Source organism: Proteus sp. G4380 (genome assembly GCF_963885725.1).
In the GTDB taxonomy this organism is placed as follows: Bacteria; Pseudomonadota; Gammaproteobacteria; order Enterobacterales; family Enterobacteriaceae; genus Proteus; species Proteus mirabilis.
Genome location: NZ_CAWPAV010000053.1, coordinates 13,431 through 40,161 on the forward strand (window position 1 = coordinate 13,431; position 26,731 = coordinate 40,161).

Annotated in this window: 33 protein-coding genes and 1 other RNA gene; 26 read left to right on the forward strand and 8 right to left on the reverse strand. The window is 41.5% G+C overall.

The features are described from left to right. Genes AACU98_RS04615 through AACU98_RS04625 form a run of 3 tightly spaced genes read right to left on the reverse strand, consistent with a single transcriptional unit; the run spans position 1 to position 3,127 of the window. Entirely contained in the window at positions 1-309 is a 309-nt protein-coding gene (locus tag AACU98_RS04615; protein WP_036907246.1) for an ogr/Delta-like zinc finger family protein, read from the reverse strand. Then, positions 306-1,340 carry a phage portal protein gene (locus AACU98_RS04620; protein ID WP_112843688.1) on the reverse strand — a complete coding sequence of 345 codons (1,035 nt, stop codon included), beginning with the start codon at positions 1,338-1,340 and terminating at the stop codon, positions 306-308. The genes AACU98_RS04615 and AACU98_RS04620 overlap by 4 nt, the downstream gene beginning before the upstream one ends. Continuing rightward, entirely contained in the window at positions 1,340-3,127 is a 1,788-nt protein-coding gene (locus AACU98_RS04625; RefSeq protein WP_036907251.1) for a terminase large subunit domain-containing protein, read from the reverse strand. The genes AACU98_RS04620 and AACU98_RS04625 overlap by 1 nt, the downstream gene beginning before the upstream one ends. A gap of 161 nt (positions 3,128-3,288) precedes the next feature. On the opposite strand from AACU98_RS04625, the gene AACU98_RS04630 reads away from it, so the two are divergent. From AACU98_RS04630 to AACU98_RS04745, 24 genes are all read left to right on the forward strand, one after another. Continuing rightward, a complete protein-coding gene (locus AACU98_RS04630; RefSeq protein WP_049212290.1) occupies positions 3,289-4,125 on the forward strand; it encodes a GPO family capsid scaffolding protein in 837 nt (278 codons plus the stop codon). Between the two features lie 10 nt (positions 4,126-4,135). Beyond that, on the forward strand, positions 4,136-5,167 hold the full coding sequence (locus AACU98_RS04635; protein WP_036907256.1) for a phage major capsid protein, P2 family: 1,032 nt from the start codon (positions 4,136-4,138) through the stop codon (positions 5,165-5,167). Between the two features lie 5 nt (positions 5,168-5,172). Beyond that, a complete protein-coding gene (gene gpM, locus AACU98_RS04640) occupies positions 5,173-5,877 on the forward strand; it encodes a phage terminase small subunit (protein WP_049212293.1) in 705 nt (234 codons plus the stop codon). A 334-nt stretch (positions 5,878-6,211) separates the two neighbouring features. Next, positions 6,212-6,664, forward strand: a complete 453-nt coding sequence (locus AACU98_RS04645; RefSeq protein ID WP_049220751.1) for a head completion/stabilization protein — start codon at positions 6,212-6,214, stop codon at positions 6,662-6,664. Beyond that, positions 6,661-7,137 (forward strand): phage tail protein, encoded by a 477-nt coding sequence (locus AACU98_RS04650; protein ID WP_071233402.1) that lies wholly within the window; start codon positions 6,661-6,663, stop codon positions 7,135-7,137. The genes AACU98_RS04645 and AACU98_RS04650 overlap by 4 nt, the downstream gene beginning before the upstream one ends. Next, a complete protein-coding gene (locus AACU98_RS04655) occupies positions 7,134-7,832 on the forward strand; it encodes a hypothetical protein (protein ID WP_071233401.1) in 699 nt (232 codons plus the stop codon). The genes AACU98_RS04650 and AACU98_RS04655 overlap by 4 nt, the downstream gene beginning before the upstream one ends. 14 nt (positions 7,833-7,846) lie before the next feature. After that, the gene (locus tag AACU98_RS04660) at positions 7,847-8,965 is read left to right on the forward strand and encodes a DUF2586 domain-containing protein (protein ID WP_112843689.1); all 1,119 of its coding nucleotides are present in this window, start codon (positions 7,847-7,849) and stop codon (positions 8,963-8,965) included. Continuing rightward, positions 8,965-9,417, forward strand: a complete 453-nt coding sequence (locus AACU98_RS04665) for a DUF2597 family protein (protein ID WP_036907273.1) — start codon at positions 8,965-8,967, stop codon at positions 9,415-9,417. The genes AACU98_RS04660 and AACU98_RS04665 overlap by 1 nt, the downstream gene beginning before the upstream one ends. Before the next feature lie 14 nt (positions 9,418-9,431). Then, positions 9,432-9,725 (forward strand): phage holin family protein, encoded by a 294-nt coding sequence (locus AACU98_RS04670; protein ID WP_036907276.1) that lies wholly within the window; start codon positions 9,432-9,434, stop codon positions 9,723-9,725. After that, on the forward strand, positions 9,722-10,147 hold the full coding sequence (locus AACU98_RS04675) for a structural protein (RefSeq protein ID WP_071233399.1): 426 nt from the start codon (positions 9,722-9,724) through the stop codon (positions 10,145-10,147). The genes AACU98_RS04670 and AACU98_RS04675 overlap by 4 nt, the downstream gene beginning before the upstream one ends. Beyond that, positions 10,144-10,518 carry a hypothetical protein gene (locus tag AACU98_RS04680; protein WP_102780817.1) on the forward strand — a complete coding sequence of 125 codons (375 nt, stop codon included), beginning with the start codon at positions 10,144-10,146 and terminating at the stop codon, positions 10,516-10,518. The genes AACU98_RS04675 and AACU98_RS04680 overlap by 4 nt, the downstream gene beginning before the upstream one ends. Continuing rightward, on the forward strand, positions 10,412-10,630 hold the full coding sequence (gene lysC / locus AACU98_RS04685; RefSeq protein ID WP_075205690.1) for an Rz1-like lysis system protein LysC: 219 nt from the start codon (positions 10,412-10,414) through the stop codon (positions 10,628-10,630). Before AACU98_RS04680 ends, lysC begins: the two co-directional genes overlap by 107 nt. Beyond that, positions 10,627-10,896, forward strand: a complete 270-nt coding sequence (locus AACU98_RS04690; RefSeq protein ID WP_049220759.1) for a putative phage tail assembly chaperone — start codon at positions 10,627-10,629, stop codon at positions 10,894-10,896. Before lysC ends, AACU98_RS04690 begins: the two co-directional genes overlap by 4 nt. A 44-nt stretch (positions 10,897-10,940) precedes the next feature. Continuing rightward, positions 10,941-11,084, forward strand: coding sequence for a DUF6890 family protein (locus AACU98_RS04695; protein ID WP_162837603.1), 144 nt, complete (start codon positions 10,941-10,943; stop codon positions 11,082-11,084). Further along, on the forward strand, positions 11,084-13,471 hold the full coding sequence (locus AACU98_RS04700; RefSeq protein ID WP_112843690.1) for a phage tail tape measure protein: 2,388 nt from the start codon (positions 11,084-11,086) through the stop codon (positions 13,469-13,471). The genes AACU98_RS04695 and AACU98_RS04700 overlap by 1 nt, the downstream gene beginning before the upstream one ends. A gap of 10 nt (positions 13,472-13,481) precedes the next feature. Beyond that, positions 13,482-13,817: a DUF2590 family protein gene (locus AACU98_RS04705; protein ID WP_049219617.1), complete on the forward strand. Its 336-nt coding sequence runs from the start codon at positions 13,482-13,484 to the stop codon at positions 13,815-13,817. After that, a complete protein-coding gene (locus AACU98_RS04710; RefSeq protein WP_112843691.1) occupies positions 13,807-14,991 on the forward strand; it encodes a baseplate J/gp47 family protein in 1,185 nt (394 codons plus the stop codon). The genes AACU98_RS04705 and AACU98_RS04710 overlap by 11 nt, the downstream gene beginning before the upstream one ends. Continuing rightward, positions 14,984-15,541, forward strand: a complete 558-nt coding sequence (locus AACU98_RS04715) for a phage tail protein (protein ID WP_049212312.1) — start codon at positions 14,984-14,986, stop codon at positions 15,539-15,541. Before AACU98_RS04710 ends, AACU98_RS04715 begins: the two co-directional genes overlap by 8 nt. 3 nt (positions 15,542-15,544) lie before the next feature. Next, positions 15,545-17,488, forward strand: coding sequence for a phage tail-collar fiber domain-containing protein (locus tag AACU98_RS04720; protein WP_112843692.1), 1,944 nt, complete (start codon positions 15,545-15,547; stop codon positions 17,486-17,488). After that, a complete protein-coding gene (locus AACU98_RS04725) occupies positions 17,481-18,209 on the forward strand; it encodes a hypothetical protein (RefSeq protein WP_112843693.1) in 729 nt (242 codons plus the stop codon). The genes AACU98_RS04720 and AACU98_RS04725 overlap by 8 nt, the downstream gene beginning before the upstream one ends. A gap of 10 nt (positions 18,210-18,219) precedes the next feature. Next, complete coding sequence (locus AACU98_RS04730) at positions 18,220-18,765, forward strand: baseplate complex protein (protein ID WP_049220785.1); 546 nt, start codon at positions 18,220-18,222, stop codon at positions 18,763-18,765. A 3-nt stretch (positions 18,766-18,768) separates the two neighbouring features. Beyond that, positions 18,769-20,415 (forward strand): hypothetical protein, encoded by a 1,647-nt coding sequence (locus AACU98_RS04735; RefSeq protein WP_112843694.1) that lies wholly within the window; start codon positions 18,769-18,771, stop codon positions 20,413-20,415. A gap of 719 nt (positions 20,416-21,134) precedes the next feature. Further along, positions 21,135-21,323: a hypothetical protein gene (locus AACU98_RS04740; RefSeq protein WP_036918731.1), complete on the forward strand. Its 189-nt coding sequence runs from the start codon at positions 21,135-21,137 to the stop codon at positions 21,321-21,323. Beyond that, entirely contained in the window at positions 21,292-22,059 is a 768-nt protein-coding gene (locus AACU98_RS04745; protein WP_036918729.1) for a reverse transcriptase domain-containing protein, read from the forward strand. Before AACU98_RS04740 ends, AACU98_RS04745 begins: the two co-directional genes overlap by 32 nt. A gap of 46 nt (positions 22,060-22,105) precedes the next feature. On the opposite strand, the gene AACU98_RS04750 is transcribed toward AACU98_RS04745, so the two are convergent. The 3 genes from AACU98_RS04750 to smpB form a co-directional block, all read right to left on the reverse strand. Then, on the reverse strand, positions 22,106-22,468 hold the full coding sequence (locus AACU98_RS04750) for a hypothetical protein (protein ID WP_112843695.1): 363 nt from the start codon (positions 22,466-22,468) through the stop codon (positions 22,106-22,108). A 162-nt stretch (positions 22,469-22,630) separates the two neighbouring features. Further along, positions 22,631-22,997: a transfer-messenger RNA gene (gene ssrA, locus AACU98_RS04755) on the reverse strand. 59 nt (positions 22,998-23,056) lie between these two features. Further along, a complete protein-coding gene (smpB, locus tag AACU98_RS04760; RefSeq protein ID WP_004243915.1) occupies positions 23,057-23,539 on the reverse strand; it encodes an SsrA-binding protein SmpB in 483 nt (160 codons plus the stop codon). Positions 23,540-23,695: 156 nt separating this feature from the next. Between smpB and AACU98_RS04765 the strand changes: the two genes are divergently transcribed. Next, positions 23,696-24,130: a type II toxin-antitoxin system RatA family toxin gene (locus tag AACU98_RS04765; RefSeq protein WP_004243914.1), complete on the forward strand. Its 435-nt coding sequence runs from the start codon at positions 23,696-23,698 to the stop codon at positions 24,128-24,130. Then, positions 24,123-24,416: an RnfH family protein gene (locus AACU98_RS04770; protein ID WP_004248463.1), complete on the forward strand. Its 294-nt coding sequence runs from the start codon at positions 24,123-24,125 to the stop codon at positions 24,414-24,416. Before AACU98_RS04765 ends, AACU98_RS04770 begins: the two co-directional genes overlap by 8 nt. Before the next feature lie 132 nt (positions 24,417-24,548). On the opposite strand, the gene bamE is transcribed toward AACU98_RS04770, so the two are convergent. Then, positions 24,549-24,911, reverse strand: coding sequence for an outer membrane protein assembly factor BamE (gene bamE, locus AACU98_RS04775; protein WP_004243912.1), 363 nt, complete (start codon positions 24,909-24,911; stop codon positions 24,549-24,551). Between the two features lie 113 nt (positions 24,912-25,024). Beyond that, the gene (recN, locus tag AACU98_RS04780) at positions 25,025-26,686 is read right to left on the reverse strand and encodes a DNA repair protein RecN (RefSeq protein WP_004248462.1); all 1,662 of its coding nucleotides are present in this window, start codon (positions 26,684-26,686) and stop codon (positions 25,025-25,027) included. Positions 26,687-26,731 lie beyond the last annotated feature (45 nt).

A 26,731-nucleotide genomic window follows, 5' to 3' on the forward strand; every position in this document is an offset into this window, starting at 1 on the left:
TTAAGCAATGGGCGCTTTGAGTAAATCAAGCGCCATTTGTTTATTATCCGGTAGCAGTTTATCAATCATTTTATTCACGTCTTTCGCACTAGGGCTTAGCGTATGACTAAAAGTGACGTTTAAAACGAAAGTCATCCCGCATTCTAAGTCCGTGCATTGACAATAAAGGTCTGCAAATTGGCGATGTTTTCTATTTGTTGTTCTTATGATTGCCTTTTCACCGCATGCGGGACAGAGGACTTTCATCACTTTCATATTCCGAACTCCAAAATAATCGAACTGACGTAATTTTACCTTTTTTTGTCTCATTCTGCACCCAAACGGTCGTTATCTTTCTTAAAATTAATATGCAAATGCAACGGTATTTCAGGGTCACTGTTGACGGCATTCTCAAACATACGTTGCACAGGGATAACTTCATCTTGTCGATAGGCTTCGCGGGCTTTTATTGGGTCACCCAGTCCGCCAACATTACCAGGAATAATCCCCGCCAGTCCCGCAGGGAAACGGTGGGCGGTTAAAATATCTTGAGCACTGATATTTTTAACATTATTAAATTCATCTTTGGCTGAAATATCCCCAATCGGCATAAATTTAATCCCGTCGGGATCGCCTTTGGGAATATGCACAAACATGGTAGAAAAATTACCAATTCCTTTACTATTTTCCAGATTTTTAATGATTTTGGCTTCCACTTCATCAGTCAGTGAAGGGTCGTTACAATAAAAAACACCCCCTGTATGTGCTCCGTTGTGGTAATACCGACGACGAAAAATAGTCGCCTCACTATTTAAGAGAGCTGCATGTATACCACCGATATAATCAGGAATACCATATACTTGCTGTTGTGGGTCATATTGCTTGATAAAAATGACATCTTCAGGCGGATAAACTAACGGTTCACCTTCCATCAAAATAACAAAATCATTGTCTTTTCGACAACGAAGATAAAGTGAGGGCAACACAAACAGTTGAATGACGTTCCCCCAATAATCTCGTACTTTTAGAATAGCTGTATCACCAAAAATGAGATAACTCATTACCGATGCTTTTAGCTGTTCGTGGCTCAGTCCTCCACCTAAAAAATCAGACAAAATCATATTTTGACGCGCATAAATTACCCCGCCATGTTGGGCATTTAAGTTAACTAATTGAGCGAGGGCAGTTCTATCAATCGGGAGTGAATAATGGTCATGTTCATTGTCATACCAGATATTTTGATAGTCCGTATGCGTTGTTAATATCGGCTCGGGTTTGCCCAGTGTAATAATACTCATATTTTTTTTAGGGGTATCGGTAACCGGAACCGATAATTTCTTCCGTGATTTTTTCTTAGCCATTACGATGCCTTTTGAAATATCCATTTTGATTTACGTTGATTATCAGTATTCAACGGTTCATTGATTGCGCCATGAGCGATAGCCCAAAAACTATCAGCATGACCTGTTTCCATACTGCGGTCAGCCACAAATGTCATAGCACCGCCCTTGCTGGTTGTGTCTCGACGAATAGCCAAGAAACTGGCAGTGATTTCTTTTTGTTCCCTATCCCATTCGATGCGCTCTTCATCGACTAAATCGACCATTTTTAAAACCAGTTGGGTTTTCATGCTGAGGCTATAACGAATTTCCATTGTTTCGCGTGGTGCGAAATCTTGCACCATCTCATAGACACCATGACCGATACCTGTCGTATCAATGCCGATATGGGTGAAGCGATAACGACTATAAAGTTCTTGGATTTTTTTTGCTTGATGTTTCCATGCCATACCTTGCCAGTAATAAACGGCCAGAACACGGAACCGTTCACCAGGCACAGAAGGAGGTGCTAAAATAGCAAAGGCGGAGGTATCACCCGAACGGGCAGGGTCATAACCGCCCCAAACTTCACGATTACCAAATGGACGCGGTTCATCAGGAAAGTGATCTTCCCATAGCCCCACATCAACCCAACATTTTTCTAAATCGTTATATTTAAATACAGATGCGCCACTATCGACAAAGACACACATATACAACATATTAAACGTGTCTTTGTTATAGCGATTACGCAACTTATCAATGGATGCTAAGTTAAAACCACCTTTAATCGCATCTTCCAGCGTAATGACATAACGCCATTGACCATCAGGACAATCTCGTCCGCCGTCCTGCATCTCTTTAAATGTCGGAAATTTAACATTTTTGCGTTCTTTTTCATTTCCGCGCCATTCGTCACCTGTCCAGAATGGGTATGCGGGATGGGTTTTTGAGCTAGGCGTAGAAAAATAGGTGGTGCGCCATTTATCATGGGTCGCCATCGCACTAGCAACTTCATTTAAATGTTTGAAGTTCGGTACCCAAAAATATTCGTCACAGTACAAATGACCGGAATAACTTTGTGCGGTGTTTTTATTGGTAGAAAGAAAACGGAGTTCTGCCCCGTTACTTAAACGAATTGGGTTACCTGTTAATGTGATGCCGAAAAATTGCTCTGCAATATTGACAATATAGGAGCGGAAAACCTCAGCTTGCGGTTTTGATGCGGATAAGAAAATTTGCGGGTCACCTGTGAGTACCGCATTTTCCAGCGCTTCAAATGCAAAATACCAAGTCGCTCCGATTTGGCGTGATTTCAATATATTACGAATAGATTTTTTAATGTTATTGCGTAAATGTTTTTGATAGCCAAACAGCATATTGTCAGCAAATTGCTGAAATTGTTCTTCTGTTAATTCGGAAATATCATTTTTACGATAGCGTTTTTTCTTCCTTGGTTCGCCATCGTCAGACTCATTGTCATTTGAGTAGCCAGATTGATTTTGTGCTTTTGCCTGTGCCAGCTTCTCGGCGTGTTTATTTTGTTGTGCCATCAATTTGATATGATGGTTAATTAAACGGTCTAATTCCTCTTGTTCAAAAACGGTCTTATTATTTCGCTCACTGAGCAAAATAATGCGTCGATTAATCGCATCTAAAACCGATTCATGACTGAGTAAATCCTGCCAATTCCCTTTTTCAGCCCAATAGTAAACGATCCGCCGATTCGGCAAATTAAGTTCGGTTGCAATTTCTGCAGGAGTATAGCGTCGCAGGTACAGCGATTTCGCTACTCCTATTAATTCATCTGAATATCGTGAGTTCGCCATAATGTAAAACATTATGCCTAGTCAGATTCTATCTGGCGTTGGGAGGAATTTGGTTATACGCCATATCCAAATTTAACCATTCGCCCATTTTATGGAATTTCGCAATACTGTTACCTCAAACGGAATTGATAAAAATACCCACGGATGGGGGATGCTATGTAATGTCACAATTAATGACAAATTGGCTCTGTATTGCGACTGCGGGCGATACCGTAGATGGTCGAATTATTGAGGAAAGTTGGATTTTAGAGTCTGCAGAACTCTATGACCGTCATTTATATACTGCATGCATTTGGCCTGAGCATGAGCGCTGGTTTGGTTCAATGGGGGAAGTGTTAGCGCTAAAAGCGGAACGCGACGAAGAAGGAACATTAAAGCTTTATGCGCAATTGCGTCCTAATCAGCATTTATTACAAGCCAATCGCGATGGTCAATTGCTCTTTACCTCAGCGGAATTTACCCCAACAGGTAATTTTCGGGGGACAGGGAAAACCTATCTCGAAGGGTTAGGGGTAACGTGTTCACCTGCCAGCGTTGGCACTGACCGATTACAGTTTAATAAAAACGGTAAGAAGTTTCGTTATGGTGCACTAAAACCATTAGTGTTTGATGAAGTAAAACAGTTTAAGGAAGAAAAGATGGCTAAGGGAAAGGGCTGGCGTAGTATCTTCAATATTGAAGAGCCAAGTGTTGATGATATACCCGAAGAAACAGGCGCTAGTGATGCAATGCAAGCACTGGCTGAGGCATTATCTGCACTTGAAGTTCGTGTTACCGCAATTGAAACACAACTAATTTCAACAGCAGAAAAAGTAGATGATGTTGAAGATGATGTGGAAGTTATCAAAGATGCTGTTGATACACCTGAATTTAAACAATTGAAAGATAACTTATCTTCCATTTTAGGTAAATTTAGCAAGTTGGATACAGTGGCATCGCGTATCCCTGGGAAAAATCCACGTGGCGGTAAAGAAAAACGCTTTGCTAACCTAGTGTAAGGGGTAAGTGATGTCATTAAATAATCAACGAATTCGTGAGCTTTTAGATGCTTATGAAAGGGCTTTTTCGGCATCTTGTGGCGTCGCCAATGTTAATCGATATTTCGGGCTGACAGACCCTAAAGATACACAGCTACGAGATGCGTTATTGGAGTCTGCCGAATTTTTGAAATTGATTACGGTGGCTGACGTTGATCAATTAGTTGGGCAGGTTGTTCCAGTCGGTAACCCAGGTCTTTTTACTGGACGTTCAAAGACAGGGCGTTTTGGTCGTAAAGTCGGTGTTGAAGGCAATGAGTACAAATTGGTTGAAACAGATTCTGGGGCGTTTATGCCGTGGGAGATGTTATCAGTTTGGGCTAATGCGGGCGGTGAAAATGAATTTATTAATCGTATGCAAGCCTTTATTCAAGAATCATTTGCCCTTGATATGATCCGTATTGGTTGGAATGGTAATCATATTGCTGAAGATACCAATGCAGAAAAATACCCTAATGGTGAAGATGTTAATAAAGGCTGGCATCAAATTGCTAAAGAGTGGAAGGGAGGCTCTCAGGTTCTGACGGATGCTATTTCATTAGATGATAATGGCGATTATCGTTCATTAGATGCTATGGCGTCAGATTTGATTAACACCTGCATTCCGCCACAGTTCAGAAATGATCCACGACTTGTGGTCATGGTAGGACCCGATTTAGTTTCAGCAGAACAATATCGCTTATATCAAGGTGCTGATAAGCCAACGGAGAAAATTGCTGCTCAAATGCTAGGCTCTACAATTGCAGGACGTCCAGCTATGGTTCCGCCATTTATGCCAGGCAAGCGTATGGTGGTCACTATTCCAACAAATCTACATATTTATACGCAACGTAATACACGCCAGCGTAAAGCAGAATTTGTTGAAGACCGCAAGCAGTACGAAAATAAATATCTACGTAATGAAGGTTACGCCCTTGAACAGCCAGAACTTTATGCAGCTATTGATGAGTCTGCTGTCACCATCGGTAAAGTAACTGAACCAACTGAAAAAGTAGAAGGTTAAGCGTCATGCTATCACCTGCTCAAAGACACAGGCAAAAAATTGAAATGCAACAAAAGCTCGAACAGCGACAGGCTATTGCTATTGCTGACGGTGAAAGTATGCATCTTCAAGCGCGTGCCATTGAGCGGGATGTCAAACGACTGCGAGCACTGAATCAAACGTATGAACGTGTGGCAATGAAACGAGACGAATTATTGCCTATGTATCTACCGACGGCACAACGCTATTTAGATGAAGGCGAGGTGTATCAAAACCCGATTTTTGTGTATTGCGTCATTTGGCTATTTGATGTGGGGGAGTTCGATAAAGGATTGGACTGGGCAGATATTGCCATAGCGCAAGGACAGCGCACCCCCGACAATTTTAAAAGCGGTTTCCCTGCTTTTGTGGCTGACACAATACTCGCATGGGCACAGTTAGAAGCGGAAGCAGGAAACCCCATTGAGCCTTATTTTTCAAGGACATTTAAGAATGTCACGGAAATTTGGCGAGTTCACGAAAAAATACAGGCGAAGTGGTTTAAATTCCACGCCTTAGAGTTATTAAAAGGCGATGTTGGCGATGTAAGAGCTAGCGCGATTGATTGTGTCGATACACTGAATCAAGCCGATGCTTATCTTGCCAGGGCGCATCAATTAAACCCGAAAAGTGGGGTTAAAACGCATCGTTTACGTATCGCTTCACGATTACGGGCATTAGAGCAAGAGTAAAGACTACCGCAAGCCAAAACGGGCAGGGTGGAGACAAAACAATTTGATTGTTATTGGTCGTGGAAACCTGTTCGCCCGTTTTTTATTTAAATATGCAGAGATTATTAAATGGAATTAATTGTAAATATTATCCTACTCATTGTAATAATTCCGATAATTATCTGCTTAGTGCTAATAGATGCATGGTTTTTGTTATTAATTTGGAATTGGTTTTGTGGATCAGCAGATATTAATTTATCAGTACCAATTAATTGGGGAACGGTTATTTCACTAAAAATTATTATTTTGTTATTGAAATTAATTTTTAGCCAGTAAGTAACACAGGACGAATAATATGTTAAATGGCGATGGCATTACCTATAAAAATGAAGAACTGACAAATGATGAATTTTGGCCTGATTTAAATTTAGGTGATTTTCAAAAAAGTCGCGCTATTCCCGCCAATATCGATGCTGATTTTATTGCTGATGCATTATTAACCACGGTCACAGAAATTAATTGTGAATTAAAAGACGTAAAAAGTTATTGGCTATCAAAAGGTGTTAATCAGGCAAAAGACGCCCCAGGCGCAAAAATAAAAGGGGTGAATGCCCTTTGTGCGCAATATAAAAAAGCCGTTTATGCCAGGGCAAAAGCGGATTTATTGGGTGAATATTTGTCGATTGTCAGTCGAGCGCCCAATCCACAGCAAGAAAGCGACGAATTACGATCACGATTATTAGCGGAATCAACTTTTGTTATTCGCAATATGAAACAGTTGCCTCGCATTACGGTAAAAATGATATGACCCGACTACAAAAATTGACGGCGTTCTTACGTGCAAATTTGCCTGAACCTGTATTTGCAACCGAATTTAGTAGTGAGATGGATGATATTACATTTAAACGCGCTCACAATGATTTAGGCGAAAAACAATATCAAATTTTAACGCAAGAATATGATGCGGTAATTGCGTGGGGACGTTGGCCTTATCGTGAAATTGATACACGTTATATCCCCGTATTAATTGAGGCATGGTATCAAGATTTAGAAACGGATTTTACCGAACCTGATTTCGATGATGAACCACCGACGATTGATGTTGATGTGATTGACGATGATATCGCGATGGTTGTAGTCACCCTTAAATTAAGTGATGCCATTGTGTTAAAAGAAGATGAGAAAGGCCTCGTGCCATTTGACGGTAAACGTTGGTCATTAGCCAATCCTGAAGTGTTATTTGCTGAAAATATTGATGTGATCCCCCGTGGTGTGAAATGAGCATTCAAGGGCAATTAAACGAAAAACAATTAAAAAAGCTACGAGAACAGCTTAAAAAGTTGGAATTACCACCGAAAAAACGCCAGCGGTTACTTTGGCGAATTGCGAAATATGGTGTGATTGTTGCTTCAAAACGCGCGGTAAAAAATCAGCAGACACCTGATGGTGAGGCTTGGCAAGGGCGACATGGTAACTACAAAAAAAAGATGCTCCGTAAAATGCCTAAACTATTAAAAATTCGTGAAATTCCCGAAAAAGGCGTAGTCCGCATTTATCTCGGGGGCGGAAATTATCGCAATGGCAGTAAACCTGTGGGTGCTGGTGTCGTGGGATATAGCCAGCAATATGGTATGACAGCAAAAATTAATCGTAAAAATGCCAACGATAATAATATCCGAAAAGCAACGAGTGAGAAGAAGCCAGAACCTACCGCAACACCGAAACAAGCCAAAAAATTACGGGCGTTGGGCTATAAAGTCAAAAAAGGAAAGCGTTGGGTAAAGCCTCCTTTAAAAGAGATTGCGGGAAAGATGCGTTTTTTTCAGGCGGGGTTATTAATTCGTCTTTTACAAAATAAACCTAAAAAAACCAGTTGGGAGGTAGATATCCCCAGTCGTGAGTTTTTAGGCATCAGTGATGAAGATTTTATCAAAGCGTTAGAGAGACAACTTCAAGGCATCGGCTACGGTGCATAAAAAAGGAATTTACTATGTGGCCAACTGTTCAGGTTAATCAACATAACCAACTGCAAGGCGAAACAAAAGAAATTGAACGCATTTTGCTGTTTATTGGTAAAGGAAAAACCAATATTGGTAAAACTATTGCGGTCAATACGCAAACCGATTTCGATGAGGTGTTAGGAACGCCAGATAGCCCGTTAAAAAGTAACGTGTTATCGGCTATGCGTAACGCAGGTCAAAACTGGTCAGGTTATGTGCATGTATTAGCAGAAGATGCCGAAGAATTGGCATTTGTTGACGCGGTGATGGATGCACAAGTGGTCGCCAGTTGTGAAGGCTACGTATTAGTGGGTGATGCGACGAAAGCCGTTATTCAATCGGCTAAATCCTTACGCTCGGATTTAATTGCTAAACATGGGCGCTGGCTGTTTGCCATTTTGGGTGTCGGTGCAACGCAAGACGATGAAACGTGGTCAGGCTATGTTGAACGCTTGTCTGCTTTATCAAAAGGGGAAGCGGAACCCTCCATTCAATTAGTACCAATGTTATGGGGTAATGAAGTGGGAGCATTAGCAGGGCGATTATGTAACCGTGCAGTGACCATTGCTGATAGCCCCGCACGAGTCAAAACAGGCGCATTAACCGATTTAGGTAGTGCGTATTTACCGCTCGACGGTACGGGTAAAAGCCTTGATTTAGCAACACTGCAGGCATTGGAAAAACAGCGTTTTAGTGTGCCGATGTGGTATCCAGACTATGACGGCATTTATTGGTCTGACGGTCGCACATTAGACGTTGAAGGCGGTGATTATCAGTCAATCGAAAACTTGCGTGTTGTTGATAAAGTCGCGCGCACAGTGCGTATTCGTGCCATTGCTAAAATTGCCGACCGCAGTTTAAACAGCACCCCATCCAGTATTGAAGCCCATCAAGCCTACTTTGCCAAAGTATTACGTGAAATGTCACGCAGTACGCAAATTAACGGAGTAAGTTTCCCTGGTGAAGTGAAACCGCCAAAAGAGGGTGATGTGGTTATTACATGGAAAAACAAAAATAACGTTGAAGTGTATATCACGGTGCGAACCTATGAATGCCCGAAAGGGATCACCATTGGCATCCTGTTAGACACGTCATTGGAGAATGAATAATGAGCGGAAAACGGATTTCGGGGCAGTCGATTGATTTTAATATCGACGGTGATTTAGTTCATGTTGAGAAAGTCAGTCTATCGATTACAGACAATACAGGTGTCGCTCAAACGAATGGTGTGCCTGATGGTTATGTGAATGGGGATGTGTCGGCAGAGGGTGAGCTGGAATTATCCACTAAATACCTCAACGTCATTACCGCTAAAGCCCGTAGTGCTGGCTCTTGGCGTGCCATTCCTTTAGTCGATTTGATGTGGTACGCGAAAGCGGGGACGGAGGAACTTAAGGTTGAGTCTTTCGGCTGTAAATTAAACGTCACCGATATTTTAGACGTTGACCCGAAAGGCGGTGCTGTGATGACGCATAAAATTAAATTTATTGTCACCTCACCGGACTTTGTGCGTATTAACGGTATTCCATACTTAGAGTCTGAATTAACAGACAAACTGTAATAAAGGACATGTTCATGGAAGAACATAATAAAACACTGATTTCACTGATTATCTTAGGGGCACTGATAGCTATTGGTAAAATGATGTCAGGGAGTGAACCTATTACGCTACGTCTTTTTATTGGGCGCGTTATTTTAGGTTCAGCGGTGTCATTAATGGCGGGAGCATTACTGATTTGGATCCCTGGTATTTCTCCTTTAGCGATTACGGGGTTAGGTTCAGCATTAGGCATTGCAGGCTTTCAGTTAGTGGAATTGTGGCTGAAAAAACGAGGCAGTGATTTATTAACAGGGAAGTTAAAAAAATGACACGCGGAATTCGTAATAATAATCCAGGCAATATCCGTCATGGTGCTTCTAAATGGCAGGGAATGTCTGCAGAGCAAAATGATACTCAATTTGTGCAATTTATCTCGCCCGAATTCGGTATTAGAGCACTGATGAAACTATTGCAGACTTACTCAAAATACAATGGTAAGCAAAATGTGGGTTGTGGGAAAATAGATACTATTGAAGAAATTATCGAACGTTGGGCACCTGCATCGGATAATAATCACACTGAAAACTATATCCAACGTGTGTGCAAAGAAACCGGATTTAATCGCCAAGCGTGCTTGAATTTATACGACAAAGAGACCGTTATTTCTTTAGCAAAAGCGATTGTACAGGTTGAAAACGGTGAACAGCCTTATTCAGACAAGGTTTTTGAAACGGCGTTTAATCGGATATGAAACAAGCAACGGCGATCTTCTTTGCGTTTATTCTGGCTTTTTCGGCGGGCTGGCTGGTTAAGGGTTGGTATCAAGACAGCCTTGAGTTAGTCGCATTAAAAACGGCGAATGAAGTCAATAACGCCAGTTTAAAGGCTCAACAAGATTTAGCGAGTCAATCAGCAAGGACGTTAGAAAATAAATTAGAGGAACTCGCCAATGTGCAACCGCCTGAAATACGCACCGAAATTATTAAGCCTGTGTTCACTAACCTTTGTGTTAGTGATGATTTTGTCAGGATGTACAACGAAGCAATCGACAGTGCCGAACGTACCCTATCAGGAAAATCTACTGACAAAATGCCCGACAACATTACCAAAGTTAAACGGTAATACTGGGGCGGATTTAGCCACTGTATTATTAGAATATGTTGAAATTTACGGAAAATGTGCTGTGAGGCACAACCAATTAACGGACGAAATTCGTCAAAGGATGGAAAAATGAGTACCAAGAAAAACACAATTACTTTAGTCGTGATGGGCAAAGAGCTGGTTTTTGAACCCAATATGACCGCGTACAATGGCTGGTTAAATGCGATTTCTGCCGACGATAAAGTGGCGCCTACTGTTACCTATTTGCGCCGAATTATTGCCCCTGAAAGCAAAGAAGCCTTAACCGATATTTTAAATATCCCTGGTTCGGCAATGCAGTTACTGGAAAAAGTAAACTCAGAATATGCGCCAAAACTGGATATTGAACTAAAAAACTAACGGCGCGAGTCGAAGCGATTGAACGCAGTGCCCTCGGACAATATATGGCGTTACGACGGCACTATCTCCCTCATGAGCAGGATGATATCGACAGCTTCGCATGCGCAATTTGGCTAGATAATCACTTCACAGAAAATCACCGCATCGCGGTCGCAAATGGCATTGCATTAGCTTTCAAGGGTGAATGATGAGTACATTAGATTTTACACTCAGCATGATTGATAAAGTCACTCAGCCCTTGAAGGCCGTGCAAGCAGGTGTGACTCAATTTGCTGAAACCTCACAACAGGCGTTTAAAAATATCGCAGTCGGCGGGGCGGGCTTGGCTGGCTCCGTCTTTGCGTTAAAAAACGTCTTAGATCCCGCGTTAGCGATTCAAGATGCCCTTGATATGGCGAAAGTCACGGGTGTTGATGATGGCGCAATGAAAAAAATCACCGATGAAGCACTCACTTTCAGTGCGCAATACGGTAAATCGGCGGTGCAATTCGTTGAGTCCTCTCTCTCTATCCGAAAGGCCATTAGTGGCATTTCAGATAATGAACTCCCGCAGCTAACCAAAATCAGCAACATTACGGCATCAGCACTAAAAACTACGGCTGAAGAATCCAATGCCTATATGGGCAAAATGTTTTCTCAGTTTCAAGGCTACGCCGACAGCGTGGGCAAAGTGACGTTCGCAGAAGAGCTGGCAGGCAAGGCCGTTATTATGTCGCAAACCTTCGGCACGTCGATGGCTGAAATTACTGATTTGATGGAAGGGGCGCGTTCTGCAGGTACGCAATTTGGTGTCGGTATTGATGAACAGTTAGCCGTATTAGGCGAGTTGCAACGTTCATTAGGCACAGAATCCAGTAGCGCGTATGAGTCGTTTCTGTCAGGGGCAACGGACGGGGCTAAAAAACTCGGTCTATCGTTTGTTAATGCGTCAGGGCAAATGCTGACGATGCCTGAAATGCTGGAAAAGTTACAAGGAAAATATGGCAAGTCCATTGCAGGTAATTTAAAGGCTCAAAAAGAAATTGAGGACGCATTTGGCGATTCCGCTATTGTCGTGAAATCACTGTTTAATAACGTCGAGGTATTACGTAAAAATATTACCGCATTAGGCGGTGATGATGGCATGAAACGTGCCACAGAAATGGCCAGTATGTTGGCTAATCCGTGGGAGCGGTTATTGTCGATTTGGGAGTCTATCCGCATTGCCGTGGGCATGACACTGTTACCCGTGATTGTGCCCCTGGTGAATAAAATTGCTGATATGGGGAAAATACTCGTGCGTTGGTTGAAGCTATTCCCCAATATTGCCCGTGCTATTGGTTATGTGGTGGCGGGGTTTATTGCATTTACGGCCATGGGGGCGATGGCCAATATCGTATTGGGGGTTGGTCGATTGCTATGGGTCGGTATTTTGCCATTGTGGAAAACGGGCGGAGTGTTATTGTCCTTGATGAAAGGCAAATACGATTTAGTGACAAAAGCCACAGGATTTTTTAGTGGTTCCCTCGCCAAATTAACGAGATTTTTAAACATCACCAAAATGGCCTCGTTTGCCACAGCATTAGGATTTACCTCTATTACATGGCCTGTTTTATTATTAATCGGCTTGTTTGCCTTAATTGCGATCGCCGTTGTGAAATTTTGGCAACCCATCAAAGCATTTTTTAAAGGATTTGTGCAAGGCTTTACGGAGGCGTTTGGTTCGATGACCCCCATGTCTCCGATGTTTAAAAAAATTGGTGATGCATTGGGTGGGGTATGGGATGCGGTAAAAAGCGTTTTTAAATGGTTTACGGATTTACTGACCCCCATCCAGTTTTCAGAAAAGTCGCTCAATAAAACTAAAGTTGCGGGGCAGGCATTTGGTAAAACCGTTGCTAAAGCCATTGAGGTGCTGACGTTCCCGTTTAGAATGACGATTAAATTAGTCATGATGATGGCCAATATTTTTATCCGTAGTGCGAAATGGATTGGTAAAAAATGGGACACACTCGGTACGGACATCATGAACGGATGGAGCGACGTGTGCCAGTGGTTTTTCTCACTGTCGCCTGTGCAATATTTTATTGATATCTGCAACAACGCATCACAACTTTTTTCTGCAGTGTGGGGTGTGATTGCCGATGGTTGGGACGCGCTTTGCAATTGGTTTAAAAACTTTTCTATCGCTGACAGTTTTAACGGTATAACTCAATCTATAAAAGGGGTATTTGATGGATTATGGGACTGGCTCAGTAAATCTTTTAATAGTGTATTTAATGCGGTGGCCAGTAAGTTAAATTATCTTCCTGGTGTGAATATTGATTTAAAAGAAACGCAAACATCGGTCACTAACACCCCATCACCTATTATTCCAACGGATATGGGAGTGAACCATCAAAACCGCCGTTTTGATTATCAGCCGTCATTATTAACAGGGCGTGAGTTAAAAGGCATTAACAAAGGTGGTTTGAGTAAAGAGATCAATAACAATCAAACCAGCGTTGATAACCGCAGGCAATATGGAAATATCACGATTAATAATGGCAATGTGATGACACCTGCGGATTTGGAAGAGTGGGGCGCGTTGAATTAAGGATAATGCCATGGAACAGGCGAAATATATTGATTTACTGATAACAGAGCGTGATTTCACGCTCAATGCGGGCTTTGAGCCGATATTGTGTAATAACCGTCAAAGTATTACGCAAGATATTGCGCATGCGATTGTTGAGAGCGGTTTAGCCACCCAATTAGTGGCCGAACGTAGCCCAACCTTGCGCGCTGATATTCGTATGCAGATTGTGTTACTGGTTGAAGATGATGAGCGACTTATTCCAGGCACCATTATTGTTGATGAAGAAAACGTAAAAAAATTATGGGTGACCGCAGACACTTATGATTTTGGCCGTATTAGTGTCGGGGTGAATTATGGCGAATAAACAACGTCCACAAATTGACTACGAGTCGGCATTAAAAGATAACGGCATGCCGATTACTGCCGATGAAATTAATCAGCAATTTAACGACATTGTGAAAGAAGAAGGCTTAATTACCAATACGTCCAATATGTCACCATTTTGGCGCTTAATTAATACTCTTGTCACTACGCCCGTTCAGTGGCTCAAAGATGTCTTGATTAATTTGGTGTTCACCAATATGTATCTGGCTACTGCATCGGGCTCATGGCTGGAAATGTTTGCCTGGGGCGTTAACCTGCAACGTAAGCCCGCCACCAAAGCCAAAGGACAAGTGCGTTTTTACCGAATCGCGGGGCAAAATAGTGTTACGGTGCCAGCGGGTACTATCGTGCAGACAGAGCGCATTAATGGGCAGATTTATAGTGTGGTGACCACGGAAACCGTGACGATTGAAAAAGAGTCTACCTTGATTGCGGTTGATGCCAGTGACGCAGGCGGAGCCTTTAATCTGGCACCAGGCTATTTTCGTATTCTTCCCGTTGCCGTGCCAGGCATTGAACGGGCGCAAAACGAGGAAAATTGGTTATTGGTGCCAGGTGCGGATAAAGAGAGCGATGATGATTTACGTGACCGTTGCCGTAATCAATATAATCTAGTGGGGAACTACCACACTGACGCGGTATATCAAGGCATGATTGCCAGTGTCGTCGGTTTGAGTATTGACCGCATTTTCTTTTTGCATGATGCGCCTCGAGGCGCGGGTACCGCCAATGCTTATTTATTGTTAGACAGTGGCGTCATTAGTCAGCCGTTTATCGACAAAGTTAACGATTATGTCAACACACAAGGGCATCACGGGCACGGTGATGATATGCAGTGCATGCCCATGCCTGAAACACACCATGCCATTAAGTTAACGGTATTTGTGCAGAATCTCGCTAACCTAACCGATAACGAGCAAGTCAAATTACGGCAAGACATTGAAAATTTAGTGCGTTGTGCGTTTCGTGAAAACACCAGTTATGACGTGAAAAAAACATGGCCCTACTCGCGTTTTTCATTTTCTAATTTGGGGCGTGAAATTCACCGCCATTTTACCCTGGTCGATTCCCTGCAATTTAATCAAACGGATATCATCAGTGAATTGAGTGTGCCCCGTTTAAAATCGCTGACCGTGGAGCTACAAGATGCCTGATTTCAAGGAACGATTAAAAGGCTTAAATTTGCCGTCATGGATGAACAAAGGCGAACCCGCAAAACTGTTAAATGCGGTGCGTAAATTTTGGTCAGGTGTTTATGACTGGATGTTATGGCCACTCAAACAATTGGACGCAGAAACCTGTTCAGAAGAATTGTTATCAGTGCTGGCCTATCAGCGCGATATTCACCGTTTTAAAGGGGAGCCATTAGATTTATTTCGCAAGCGGGTAAAATTTGCCTTTATTAATGCCCGTGATGCGGGGTCGGTCAGTGGTTTTATTGCCATTTTTGAGCGTCTCGGTGTGGGCTATGTCGAACTGTTAGAGCGTCAGCCTGATATTGACTGGGATGTCATTATTTTACGGGTCAGTGACGGACAAATCGCAGGCAACCCCGATTTGTTGATGGGCATTATTCGCCAGTATGGGCGCACGTGTCGCCGTTATCGTTTTGAAGTGATCACCAATAATCAATTAGTGATGCGGTTTGGTTGGGCTGATTGTGAATATCAGACCTTTGGCGCATCACTGTTACAAGGAGAGTAACAAATGTCACAATCTATTATTACAACGGCATTTGAGCGCTGGAAAGCCCAAGAGTCGATTGATGGAAACTTGATTGTGTTAGACGAGTTCGTCTTTGCACATATCCCGAATTTAGAGATTGAAAAACCGATTGACCGCAATGAAGGCCTGCCCGATGCAAAATATATCATGCATCGCCAAACCGTGAATAAAACGGGCGTCGTCAATCAAAATGCCGTGGCCTATTCGGTGACTATCGGTGCCGAAATTGGAGATTTTGATTTTAACTGGATTGGGCTATTAAATAAAAAATCCGGTACGGTAGCGATGATTGTGCATGCGCCTACCCAACGAAAAATTAAAACCCAAGCAGGGCAACAGGGCAACGTGTTAACCCGCTCTTTCTTGCTGGAGTATTTAGGGGCAAGCAAAGAAACCGCCATTACCACACCTGCAGAAATGTGGCAGATTGATTTTACTGCAAGACTTTCTGGCATCGATGAAATGCAACGCCTAGTTAATACCGACAGTTACGGTGAGGCCTCTTTTTTTGATGATGCGTTTTTAGTAGCTAAGACAGGGAATCAATATTTTGTCACAAAAGGTATTGGATACATCGGTGGTTTACGGGCGGAATTAATCACAAACCAAAATATCACCGTGCCTGCGGAAAATACCAAAGTTTATGCTGATGTGAGTTACCAGGGCAATATTACCAGTCGTTGGCAAACCCACATTAAGCTGACCGTCAAACCTGATTTAAAAAACTATATTGATAATGCAGATTTTGCACATTTTGTGTTTGCGATAGCGTCGATTTCAGCGGACGGAAAAGTTACCGATTTACGCCCTAAAGGAACACTGGATTTTCAGCAATTAGATGATGCGTTAAAGAAACATGCTCAGTCTCGTAATCACCCTGATGCAACATTAACGGCCAAAGGATTTACTCAACTGACGGATAAAACGGGCACTAGTCAGGCATTAGCCCCAACACAAAAATTAGTGACCGATTTACATAATAACGCAATGGCATCAGCAAAGTCGGCTAACGACAATGCCAATACGCGATTACCTTCAACAGGAACGGCCGTTGCCTCACAAAAGCTGGCGACTCCGCGCAAAATTTCGGGGGTGCCGTTTGATGGTACGAAAGATATTACCTTAAATGCGGGAAATGTGGGGGCAGCTACCCCCGCACAAGTCAATGAAGTCAAAACGATGGCCTCCAATGCGCAAAACACGGCAAACAGTGCGGTTACGAAAGCCGACAATGCCCAAAAGACCGCCAATGATGGTGTGAGCAAAGCCAATACTGCACAAACCACAGCCAATAATGCTAATAACAATGCCAATGGCCGTGTGCCTAATACCCGTAAAGTGAATGGTAAGCAGTTGAATGCGGATATTACCTTAAACGCGGGCGATGTGGGCGCATCGACCCCCGCACAAGTCAATGAAGCCAAAACCATGGCGACCAATGCGCAAAATACGGCAAACAGTGCGGTGACTAAAGCCAATACTGCACAAACCACAGCCAATAATGCTAATAACAATGCCAATGGCCGAGTGCCTAATGCTCGAAAAGTGAATGGTAAACAGCTGAATAAGGATATCCATCTAAATGCGGTAGATGTAGGGGCATTAACGCAAGTGCAAGGTGATGAGCGTTATCAACGTAAGGGCGTTAATGCAATATGGCGAAAAATTGGCGACTTTAACGGTGAGTCAGCGGTGACGGAAATTACATTAACAGAAAATATTTTGGGGAAGCTTGTTTTTGTTCAACGTCAAAGTGGAGATAAAACTTATACGGGATTTTTAATACCACCTATCCCTGAAATTAGGATAGGTGTTCCTATGGGGCAACAAGGGTATTGGGATTTTATTGTTTCTAAAGACGGTAAAAAGTTGAAAATGATTGATAGCAACTATGGCTCAGCTTTAGGAGTCTATATTTATGACTAACCATTGGCAACGTAAGCGATTCGCACTTTCTGGCGATATAACGGGCATTACCTGTTCATTATTACCCGTTCACCCGTTTATTTATGGTGTCGGACAAAATACTGCCACAGGCAGTTATTTAAGTCCCACCAATGCAATTAATTATATTGCGAATAAAATTCAGGGGGCGGGTGAGGTTGATATTGTGGTGACGATGATTTGCGCCCGTACCCATGACGAGTTTATCAATGCAATTCAAGGCTTTTCGGGGGTATTGCCTTTACCTGTGTTTAGCCAAGTTGAACGTATGGCCAAAACAGCCGAAAGCTTGAATATCACCAAAATGCAGATACCCGCTAAAACGTTAGCCGGTATTCCTGAACCTCAAACGTTATCAACCAATAATAGCCGTGCGGTAATCAATGCGGTATTAATTGAAAAAGCAAAAAGTGAAGCCTCAAGTGGGGCAAGTGTGGCGGGGTTACTTTCTAGCGTAAAAGGATTTGCTGAAAGTCGAAAAAATATCTTGCAAGGCATGGCTGATTCATTGGCGGGCTTACTGGGAAAATCAACCACGGTTTGGGTGTTCCAGGGAAAAGGTAACGGCGCAGAATTAGCCGATAAAATGAAAAAAGAAATCCCTGAACAAGATGCGGTTTATACCTTGGCCACGCTTTTTGCGGGCGATATTGATGCAATCAAAGGAATGATGCATGACACAGACACCACTGTACGAAAATAACACACCGAAAATCAGCCAAATCATTACGTTGGCGTTGGACGGTGAAGCCATTTTATTAAAAAACCTGACCGTCACCCCCTCGATGATGTATCAGGACAAAGACCAATCAGGGCAGTCCTCAAGTACCGTCAACAGTGAGCAGGGCATTAAGCCCAAAGAACTCCGCATTACGGGCACTATTCCTTTCACCGAAGAAAAAACGCTAACCCGTTTATTTGCCTTAGCAGAAGCCAAAGAGAACGGACTACTAAAACGCTACCGTGTCGCCAACCGCATGGCTAGCGCGATTAATTTTCGTCTTGGCACATTCACTAACGGCATTGATGCGTCAAAGATGGACGGTAAACAAGCCTGGCAAGTCACCTTTACTTTACGTGAGCATTTATCCGTACCCGAAAAACGCGAAAGTCGTTCAGCAGGGCAAGTTAAAGCCAAAACACAAAATATGAGTAATAAGTCAAAAGCCAATGGCGAAGGAACGCCAGAACAAGAGCAGGAATTAAGCTGGTTTGAGAAAAATGTATTGAAGCCAGTTAATGATGCTTTGGGAGATTAAAAGATGAAACCAATTAATCGACTTTATTTATCCGGTGATGAAACGCACCTTGTCGACGTTAAAATGGTGCTGGAATTATCGCAATGTGGCCGTGGCTTTATTACGGCTAAAACCGATACCGATTACACGGGTAAATTGGTGCGCCTTGATATTGGCTACACTGATTTACTCTTACGGTATTTCACGGGTTACGTAGAACGTTCGCAACCGTCACAAAATGGTTTTCAAAAATTGTTTGTGCGGGAGTTAGTTGGTGTATTCGACAGAATGTGGCCGTGCTCTTTTCAGCATCCTACCTTAAAACAGATCACCGATTATCTAAAAGAGCACAGCGGATTACATTTTGTGTTACCGGATGCCGAATATGTGAATACCCCAATTCCACATTACACCCATAATGGCACGGGCTATCAATTATTAAATAGCCTAGGAAAAGTATTCAATATTCCCGATTATGTGTGGTATCAAACGCCCGATGGTGACGTATTCGTGGGGAGTTGGGCGGATTCATTTTGGAAAGATAAAGAGGTCGAAATAGACAATCAATTCTCTTCTGAACAACGTGCCGGTAATCAAATGACCATTCCGATGGTGCAAAGTTTACGGCCTGGTGTGAAAGTGAATGATAAACGCCTAGAGCGTGTGGCGCTGGATAACGACAATATGACGTTAACATGGATTAGCCCTGATGTGATTACAGGACGAGCTGAAAACCGCACCATAGTCCAACAACAAATTGATAATGCGTATCCTGAACTTTCGGCAGGGTTGCACTTACCGAAATTTGCCCGTGTTGAAGCACCGACAGAAAATACCACGGCAGGGGATATTTCAGACCCATTCAGGCCCAAATACGCCGTTGACGTGCAAATGGTTGATGCCGATGGCAATGATGTGGCACCCGTTTATCACGCGGTGCCGTTACCATTACCCATGGCAGGCAATGAGTCGGGAATGTTTCAATATCCGCCTGTGGGTTCGATGGTCGAAATTGCGTTTGAAAATGGCCGTGCAGATAAACCCTTTATTCGCCAAGTGTTAAGTCATGGCAATACCTTGCCCGACATTAAGCCAGGCGAACAACTGCAACAGCAACGTCAAGAGGTATCACAGCGGGTAACACAAGACGGCACATGGCATCGTCAAACTGACCAAAAAATTATTGAAGAATCGATGCACCGTGAAGTTAAAACCGACACAGAAAATCGCACGGTTATCGCCAGAGAAACCACCGTACAAGCCACCGATAAAACGACCGTGATAGGCACAAGCACGTTAATGGCAGGTGCCATTATGCAAATTGCAGAGGGTGACTTTAGCCAGGCAACACAAGCCAATAAGGTTGTGGCTGTTGGCAAAAACATGACGGTTGATGTGGGCCAACAGTTAGAAGAAAAAATCGGGGCAGTGCGTTCCAGTATCGCTGGCGCGATGCAAAAAATCACGGCACCGGTTGTTTATTTAGGTAATGAACAATTGAATGTGATGCAATGCATGTTAGATACCTTAGATGTGGTGAATGAGTTAGCTGCACTCACTGCAAGCCATACTCATAACAACACGGGCAGTCCGTTAAATGCCTCAGCCATTAGCAACACAGGCACCAAATCAGCAGGACTTAAACAGAAGTATTCACCTGTCATTGGGTGATAAAATCGTTACCATCCTTGCCCGCGCTTGCGGGCTTTTTTACACCCTCAATATAACCACTTCTACGCCACGCTAAGGCGTTCAATACTCACAATACATCTGCGTTAGCTCAAAATGGATCGCATCGATAGCGCGTGGCTCAGTGCGCGCAATACCCACGAAATAAAATCATTCACGACGTAAAACGCACTAATCCGCACCCGCCTGCACAATTTGGATCAAAAAAATATTTCAGTTTGAATTTTTTACAAAACATATCGCGAGGGCGCGCGGGGATAGGGGGCTTTGCATAGGTGTCAAACTGAAATGATTGTAAAAGATTTCAGGTTATTTCAGTTTGAGGGATAAGGGAAGCAACTAAATTTTATTTTAATTAATTGATAAGTAAAGATAATTATTGTTTTACGTGGTAAGGTTAAAAAAAGATGGGTATTACCTAAAAATAAACTTTTATGAAAAATCAATTAAGTAGCTTTAAGTTATTTGATCATTTACTGAAATTATATATTATTAACTTAACCTGACGTTAGGCTTTTTGGCCTCACTCTGAAATAAACTTTTGCCACACTTAGTGGAATGTTAATAGTCGCCTTAGGTTACGACGAATTGTCGCAAACTCGTCGCAAAGTTGTCACAAGTTGTTCCTAAGTGTGTATTGTTTTTAGTCTAGACCATGCGCTTGCGCTAAGTATCGTCAGGGTATTTCGGAGAATATATTTATGAAAATAAATTATGGCTTAGCTAATGAGCGAATTTTTTTGATGATTGGTATCATTAAATTAGTTGATGCTAGCATTTCATTAGCTGATAATTTAATCGATTTTGTCATCAAACATTACGACCTCATTAGCATGGTCTTCTACTATAAAAAAAACGATGAAGAATTATCAAGAACGTTGGATTCATAAATTTGAGCTTAAGAAAGATAAATGGGTTTATGTACCTTCTGAGTTAACAAGAAGTGAAGGTATAAAAATATTAAATAGTTTATCTACTAAATGGACTCCTCCTGTATATTTTTATCATTTTCGAAAAGGTGGACATATTGAAGCTTTAAAAGTTCATTTAGATAGCTATTATTTTGCTTATATTGATCTTAAAGGTTTTTTTAATTCAACTAGTCGAAGTCGTGTTTCTAGAGCGTTAAAAGAATTTTACTCATATGAGCAAGCTCGTAATATAGCGAAAATGTCTACAATAAAAAACCCAACAGACTCAAGGTTAGCTCATATTTTGCCTTTTGGTTTTTTACAATCACCTATGTTAGCAACTCTTTGCTTACATAAAAGTTATTTAGGAAATGTATTATTAGAATTATTTAATAAAAAAAATGTAAAAATAAGTGTGTATATGGATGATATAGTTATTTCTGCTGATGATAAGGATACTCTTGATGTTATATATTGTAAATTGATTCAATGTGTTGAGAAATCAAAATATATTATTAGTGATAAAAGAACACCACCATCAACTAAAATTACAGTATTTAATATAGAGATAGAACATCATTCATTAAGAATAACGCAAAAAAGAATGTTGGAGTTTTTAATTGAATATATTAAAACCAAATCACCTTATGTAAAAAAAGGTATTTTAACATATATTAAGACAGTTAATTTAGAACAATATAACTACATAAAATAAAAACCACTTGTTTAAAAGTGGTTTTTATTTTTTTATAAGAATCAATTTATTTTTTTTCTTCACGATGAGAAAGACGAATACCATCGCATTTCTCAAATAAGCGTTGTGCTTCTTCTTCTGAATAACCTTTTAAATCGATAATTTTTTTATCGGTGTACACTTCAACTCTGATATTACGTTGTTGGTTAAACATTTTTAATATCCCTAATAGCTTAGGCACCATAACTTTGGTTTTTGTAAGTGTTTCATATAACACTCGTAAAACACTAGGTGCACCAACAGAAAAATACTTTACTTCACCAGCATCCAAGCCAGCTTGTTTACATTTTATCAGAAAATCAGCCTTTAGATCATCAGGGAGTTGTATTGATATATCACTATATTTAGGTGGTTTTTCATTTGTATTCACTGAATATTACCTTCTTAAAGGATTATAAGAAAAATTAAACAGTATGGATTGAAACAACTAGATGGCTGTATTGATTAAATAGCTAATCTTTTTCTGTGTGGACGTAATGTGGACATTCTAAAAATTAAGGGGCTACGTTTTCACGTAACCCCTTGTTTTATTTGGTGGAGCTGGGGGGATTTGAACCCCCGTCCGAAATTTCTACATCCGCGGCACTACATGCTTAGTCTAGTCTTTAAATTCACTTACTTGCTGCGGACAGACACGCCACAAATAAGCTAGCTTGATTAAATTTAACGCTTCAACCCCAAGCTAGGCATCCACGCGATCTCTTTTGGGTTTGACTCCTCTTTATCCCCGTCTTAAGAGCGGAAGCTAGGGAGAGAAGGCTCTAGGCAGGTTATTAAGCTGCTAGTGCTTTATATTGATTGTCGTTTGCGACTATCTTTTTGCGGCTTTTTACGAGGCCAACCGCCCCTCGGCATGCACCTTGGGTTTCGCAAATCCCGTCGAATCCAGAATCAGCCCCAAGTTGTTGAAAGTGAGTATATCAGAAAAATACCTGCTATTGCTAGTAGTTAACGCAATTTAGCGGTTAGCATTTTTCATGATCCGTGCTTTGTCTAATTTCCACTCACGATCTTTTATGGTGTCACGCTTATCGTGATCTTTTTTACCTTTAGCTACGCCAATTTTGATTTTACACCATGCATTTTTCCAATATAAGGAAAGGGCAACCACGGTGTAACCATCACGGTTTATTTGGCCATAGAGATTAGCTAATTCACGTTGTTTTAATAACAGTTTACGCGTACGTGTCGGATCACAAACAACATGAGTAGAGGCAACGTTTAACGGTGTAATGGTGGCACCAAACAGGTATGCCTCACCATCACGCATGATTACATAGCTATCACTGATATTGGCTTTACCCGCACGCAGTGATTTAACTTCCCAGCCCTGTAACGACAGTCCCGCCTCGATTTCATCTTCAATGAAATATTCATGGCGAGCACGTTTATTGAGTGCAATAGTGGCAGAGCCGGGTTTGTGTGATTTTTTCTTTGTCATAATTTCCACATTATACTGTATGAGCAATAGAAAGAAATCATTTAAGCGTCTGTTTTCTTTTCAATTGCGTAAAACTTAAGCTATATTCCATTAGATTTTTATTTAATCACTGTTCAATGATATGATCGCACACAGTGTTGTCGTACAGGAATAACTATGCCTCAGATTAGTCGATCTGCTCTAGTTCCTTTTAGTGCAGAGCAAATGTTTAAACTAGTGAATGATGTTCTTACTTATCCTGATTTTCTACCAGGATGCGTTGGAAGTAAACTGATCAAAAGCACTCCAGAAGAAATGATTGCATCTGTTCAGGTTTCTAAAGCAGGGATCAGTAAAACATTTACTACCCATAATTTTTTAAAAACCAATGAACGTGTTGATATGCGTCTTGTGGATGGCCCTTTTCGTAAACTAACCGGAGGCTGGGTATTTACCGCATTAGATGATAATGCATGTAAGGTTGAGTTTCAGCTAGACTTTGAGTTCACCAATAAATTAATTGAGTTAGCTTTTGGCCGTATTTTTAAAGACTTAACAAATAATATGGTGCAGGCGTTTACTCAAAGAGCGAAAGAGATTTATCGTGACTAAAATATGGGTTGAGGTAGCCTACGCGTTACCAGATAAACAATATGTTATCCCTGTGGAGCTAACAATGGGGGATACTGTTGAACAAGCAATTATTGCCTCAAATATTTTAACGATTTGTAATGATATCGATTTAACTAAAAATAAAGTGGGTATCTATAGTCGGCCAGCAAAATTGAGTGATAATGTGCGTGATGGCGATCGCGTTGAAATCTATCGACCGTTAATCGCTGATCCTAAAGAGATGCGCCGTAAACGCGCTGAAAAAGCACGCCAAAAAACTGAATAGTTAACATTTTCACCACGTCATAATCAAATCATTGTATCTCATTGATTGCATCGATATGTTGGTCATAAAACACACCCCATTGTTGAATTACAAATGGGGTGCAATTTCGTTTTTGCCAATCGTATAGTGAGATTAGTCTTTACTGGTTTGATTAGAAAAACTCGGCATATCACCTTGTTTGTCAATCTTAGTCAGTATGCCATTATTATCAAATGTCAGTGTCAGAGTTTCTTGACGCACTTTTTGATGGCCTGGCTGTTCACGGAAAACATAATACCAAGTTTGAGTTCCGAAAGGATCTTTCAGCATAGGTGTTCCGAGGGCAAATTGAACTTGCTGCTGTGTCATTCCTTGTTGAACTTTGGCGACTTCGGCTGGTGTTAAATAATTACCCTGATTGATATCTGGGTGATAAACCAGTCTTTCGAACATCGAGCAACCTGAAGTCATTACGACTAAAGATAAGGCGGCAACTTTTAACAGTTTAAAACGCATGGCTATTACATTCCTTTTAGGGTCATAGTGACGATGATAATCGACAATGCAGCAATTGAAAACCTTTCACGCTCTGCCTAAGACCCTAAATATCGATAAAAGTTTGTTAATCGTTAGGCTGCCAGCAGATCTTTTGCGTTAGCAAGGGTGTTTTTAGTCACTTCACTTCCTGCTAATAAGCGGGCTAACTCCTGTAAACGCTCTTTTTTAGTTAACAGCTTCATGGTGGTTTCTGTCTCTTCACCATTAGTCTCTTTATTAACAAAATAGTGTTGATGACCACAGCCTGCTACTTGCGGTAGGTGAGTAACACACATAACTTGTGTCGATTCGCCTAATTCACGTAATAACTTACCGACAATAGCTGCTGTTGGTCCACTAATACCAACATCTACTTCATCAAAAATCAGCGCGGGTGTATCCATTTTTTTTGCGGTGATCACTTGGATAGCAAGTGCGATACGTGATAGCTCACCGCCAGACGCAACTTTAGAGAGAGCTTGATGAGGTTGCCCTGGGTTGGTGGTGACATTGAACTCAACTTTTGTCGCACCATCAATTTGTAAGACATTTTCATCAAACAATGTATCTACAGTAAGATAGCCATGAGGCATTGATAATTGATGCATGCTATTGGTAATCAACTGGCTTAATTCGTGTGCATACTGTTGACGAATTTGATGAAGTTGTTTTGCCACGTCCAATGCAGCTGCATGATCAATTTTAACTTGTTCCATTAATGCATCACAGTCATCATTTTGGCGTAATAGTGCCTCTTTTTCTTCAATTAATTGTTGATGCAATTCATATAGCTCTTCAGGGGTGACACGATGTTTACGAGATAGACTAATATATTTGGAAATACGTTTTTCTAATTCGAATAAACGGTTAGGATCCATTTCTAAACGATCACTGTAGTGGCGTAGTTCATCACTCACTTCGCTAATTTGAATACTTGCTTCTTCCAGCATATCTAACAGTGAATTAAATTGGCTCTCCATTGTGGAAAGTTCGCTGATCTCATGTTTGGCCACATTCAGCATACTTAAAATATTTTGTTCTTCGTTATCACTTAAGATCTGTAAACTATTTTGGCTCAAGGTCAGAAATTGACCACAATTAGATAACCTTTTATATTCTTGATCTAATTCAGGGTATTCCCCCGCAACAGGTTGGAACTCGTTAAGCTCTTTTAAGTGATAATCAATCAGTTGTTGCCTTGCTTCTCTTTCTAAAGATTGTTGTTGAAAAGTCGCTAAGGTTTGGCAACTCTGATGCCAGGTTTGATAAGCCGCTTTCATCTTTTTTAATAAAGCAGGTTCATTAGCATAGATATCAAGTAAATGTTTTTGGTAGCGAGGCTCTAACAGTTGTTGATGAGCATGTTGCCCATGAATTTGGATCAGCAATGAGCCAAGCTCTCTTAGTTGAGACAAAGGGACAGAAGTGCCATTAATAAAACCACGAGAGCGGCCATCTGCTGCAATGGTTCTTCTTAATAGGCATTCGTTATGATCGTCAAGATGATGTTCTTCTAACCAACGCTGGGCGGAAGGGGTATCAGAGAGTGAAAATCGTGCGCATAAATCCGCTCTAGTGGCACCAGGGCGAACCATATTAGCATCACCACGGTTTCCTAAACACAAGCCTAATGCGTCAATCGCAATAGATTTACCTGCGCCCGTTTCACCGGTAATTGTGGTCATGCCACCAGAAAAGTCGATTTCAAGTTCACGGACTATGGCAAAATGACTAATAGTTAATTGAGTCAGCATAGTGCCTCTCCTGTATAAAAACATATCTGTAATTACATACAGTAT

Excerpts from the sequence above, each read along its gene's own strand:
- AACU98_RS04720 (WP_112843692.1), top strand. The coding sequence starts at position 15,545 with ATGTCACAATCTATTATTACAACGGCATTTGAGCGCTGGAAAGCCCAA.
- AACU98_RS04680 (WP_102780817.1), top strand. The coding sequence starts at position 10,144 with ATGAAACAAGCAACGGCGATCTTCTTTGCGTTTATTCTGGCTTTTTCG.
- smpB (WP_004243915.1), bottom strand. The coding sequence starts at position 23,539 with ATGACAAAGAAAAAATCACACAAACCCGGCTCTGCCACTATTGCACTC.
- AACU98_RS04745 (WP_036918729.1), top strand. The coding sequence starts at position 21,292 with ATGAAGAATTATCAAGAACGTTGGATTCATAAATTTGAGCTTAAGAAA.
- AACU98_RS04705 (WP_049219617.1), top strand. The coding sequence starts at position 13,482 with ATGGAACAGGCGAAATATATTGATTTACTGATAACAGAGCGTGATTTC.
- AACU98_RS04765 (WP_004243914.1), top strand. The coding sequence starts at position 23,696 with ATGCCTCAGATTAGTCGATCTGCTCTAGTTCCTTTTAGTGCAGAGCAA.
- gpM (WP_049212293.1), top strand. The coding sequence starts at position 5,173 with ATGCTATCACCTGCTCAAAGACACAGGCAAAAAATTGAAATGCAACAA.
- AACU98_RS04625 (WP_036907251.1), bottom strand. The coding sequence starts at position 3,127 with ATGGCGAACTCACGATATTCAGATGAATTAATAGGAGTAGCGAAATCG.
- AACU98_RS04690 (WP_049220759.1), top strand. The coding sequence starts at position 10,627 with ATGAGTACCAAGAAAAACACAATTACTTTAGTCGTGATGGGCAAAGAG.
- AACU98_RS04700 (WP_112843690.1), top strand. The coding sequence starts at position 11,084 with ATGAGTACATTAGATTTTACACTCAGCATGATTGATAAAGTCACTCAG.
- AACU98_RS04715 (WP_049212312.1), top strand. The coding sequence starts at position 14,984 with ATGCCTGATTTCAAGGAACGATTAAAAGGCTTAAATTTGCCGTCATGG.
- AACU98_RS04665 (WP_036907273.1), top strand. The coding sequence starts at position 8,965 with ATGAGCGGAAAACGGATTTCGGGGCAGTCGATTGATTTTAATATCGAC.
- AACU98_RS04675 (WP_071233399.1), top strand. The coding sequence starts at position 9,722 with ATGACACGCGGAATTCGTAATAATAATCCAGGCAATATCCGTCATGGT.
- bamE (WP_004243912.1), bottom strand. The coding sequence starts at position 24,911 with ATGCGTTTTAAACTGTTAAAAGTTGCCGCCTTATCTTTAGTCGTAATG.
- AACU98_RS04735 (WP_112843694.1), top strand. The coding sequence starts at position 18,769 with ATGAAACCAATTAATCGACTTTATTTATCCGGTGATGAAACGCACCTT.
- AACU98_RS04635 (WP_036907256.1), top strand. The coding sequence starts at position 4,136 with ATGTCATTAAATAATCAACGAATTCGTGAGCTTTTAGATGCTTATGAA.
- AACU98_RS04670 (WP_036907276.1), top strand. The coding sequence starts at position 9,432 with ATGGAAGAACATAATAAAACACTGATTTCACTGATTATCTTAGGGGCA.
- AACU98_RS04630 (WP_049212290.1), top strand. The coding sequence starts at position 3,289 with ATGTCACAATTAATGACAAATTGGCTCTGTATTGCGACTGCGGGCGAT.
- AACU98_RS04650 (WP_071233402.1), top strand. The coding sequence starts at position 6,661 with ATGACCCGACTACAAAAATTGACGGCGTTCTTACGTGCAAATTTGCCT.
- AACU98_RS04615 (WP_036907246.1), bottom strand. The coding sequence starts at position 309 with ATGAGACAAAAAAAGGTAAAATTACGTCAGTTCGATTATTTTGGAGTT.
- AACU98_RS04655 (WP_071233401.1), top strand. The coding sequence starts at position 7,134 with ATGAGCATTCAAGGGCAATTAAACGAAAAACAATTAAAAAAGCTACGA.
- AACU98_RS04620 (WP_112843688.1), bottom strand. The coding sequence starts at position 1,340 with ATGGCTAAGAAAAAATCACGGAAGAAATTATCGGTTCCGGTTACCGAT.
- AACU98_RS04710 (WP_112843691.1), top strand. The coding sequence starts at position 13,807 with ATGGCGAATAAACAACGTCCACAAATTGACTACGAGTCGGCATTAAAA.
- AACU98_RS04740 (WP_036918731.1), top strand. The coding sequence starts at position 21,135 with ATGAAAATAAATTATGGCTTAGCTAATGAGCGAATTTTTTTGATGATT.
- recN (WP_004248462.1), bottom strand. The coding sequence starts at position 26,686 with ATGCTGACTCAATTAACTATTAGTCATTTTGCCATAGTCCGTGAACTT.
- AACU98_RS04660 (WP_112843689.1), top strand. The coding sequence starts at position 7,847 with ATGTGGCCAACTGTTCAGGTTAATCAACATAACCAACTGCAAGGCGAA.
- AACU98_RS04695 (WP_162837603.1), top strand. The coding sequence starts at position 10,941 with ATGGCGTTACGACGGCACTATCTCCCTCATGAGCAGGATGATATCGAC.
- lysC (WP_075205690.1), top strand. The coding sequence starts at position 10,412 with ATGATTTTGTCAGGATGTACAACGAAGCAATCGACAGTGCCGAACGTA.
- AACU98_RS04725 (WP_112843693.1), top strand. The coding sequence starts at position 17,481 with ATGACTAACCATTGGCAACGTAAGCGATTCGCACTTTCTGGCGATATA.
- AACU98_RS04645 (WP_049220751.1), top strand. The coding sequence starts at position 6,212 with ATGTTAAATGGCGATGGCATTACCTATAAAAATGAAGAACTGACAAAT.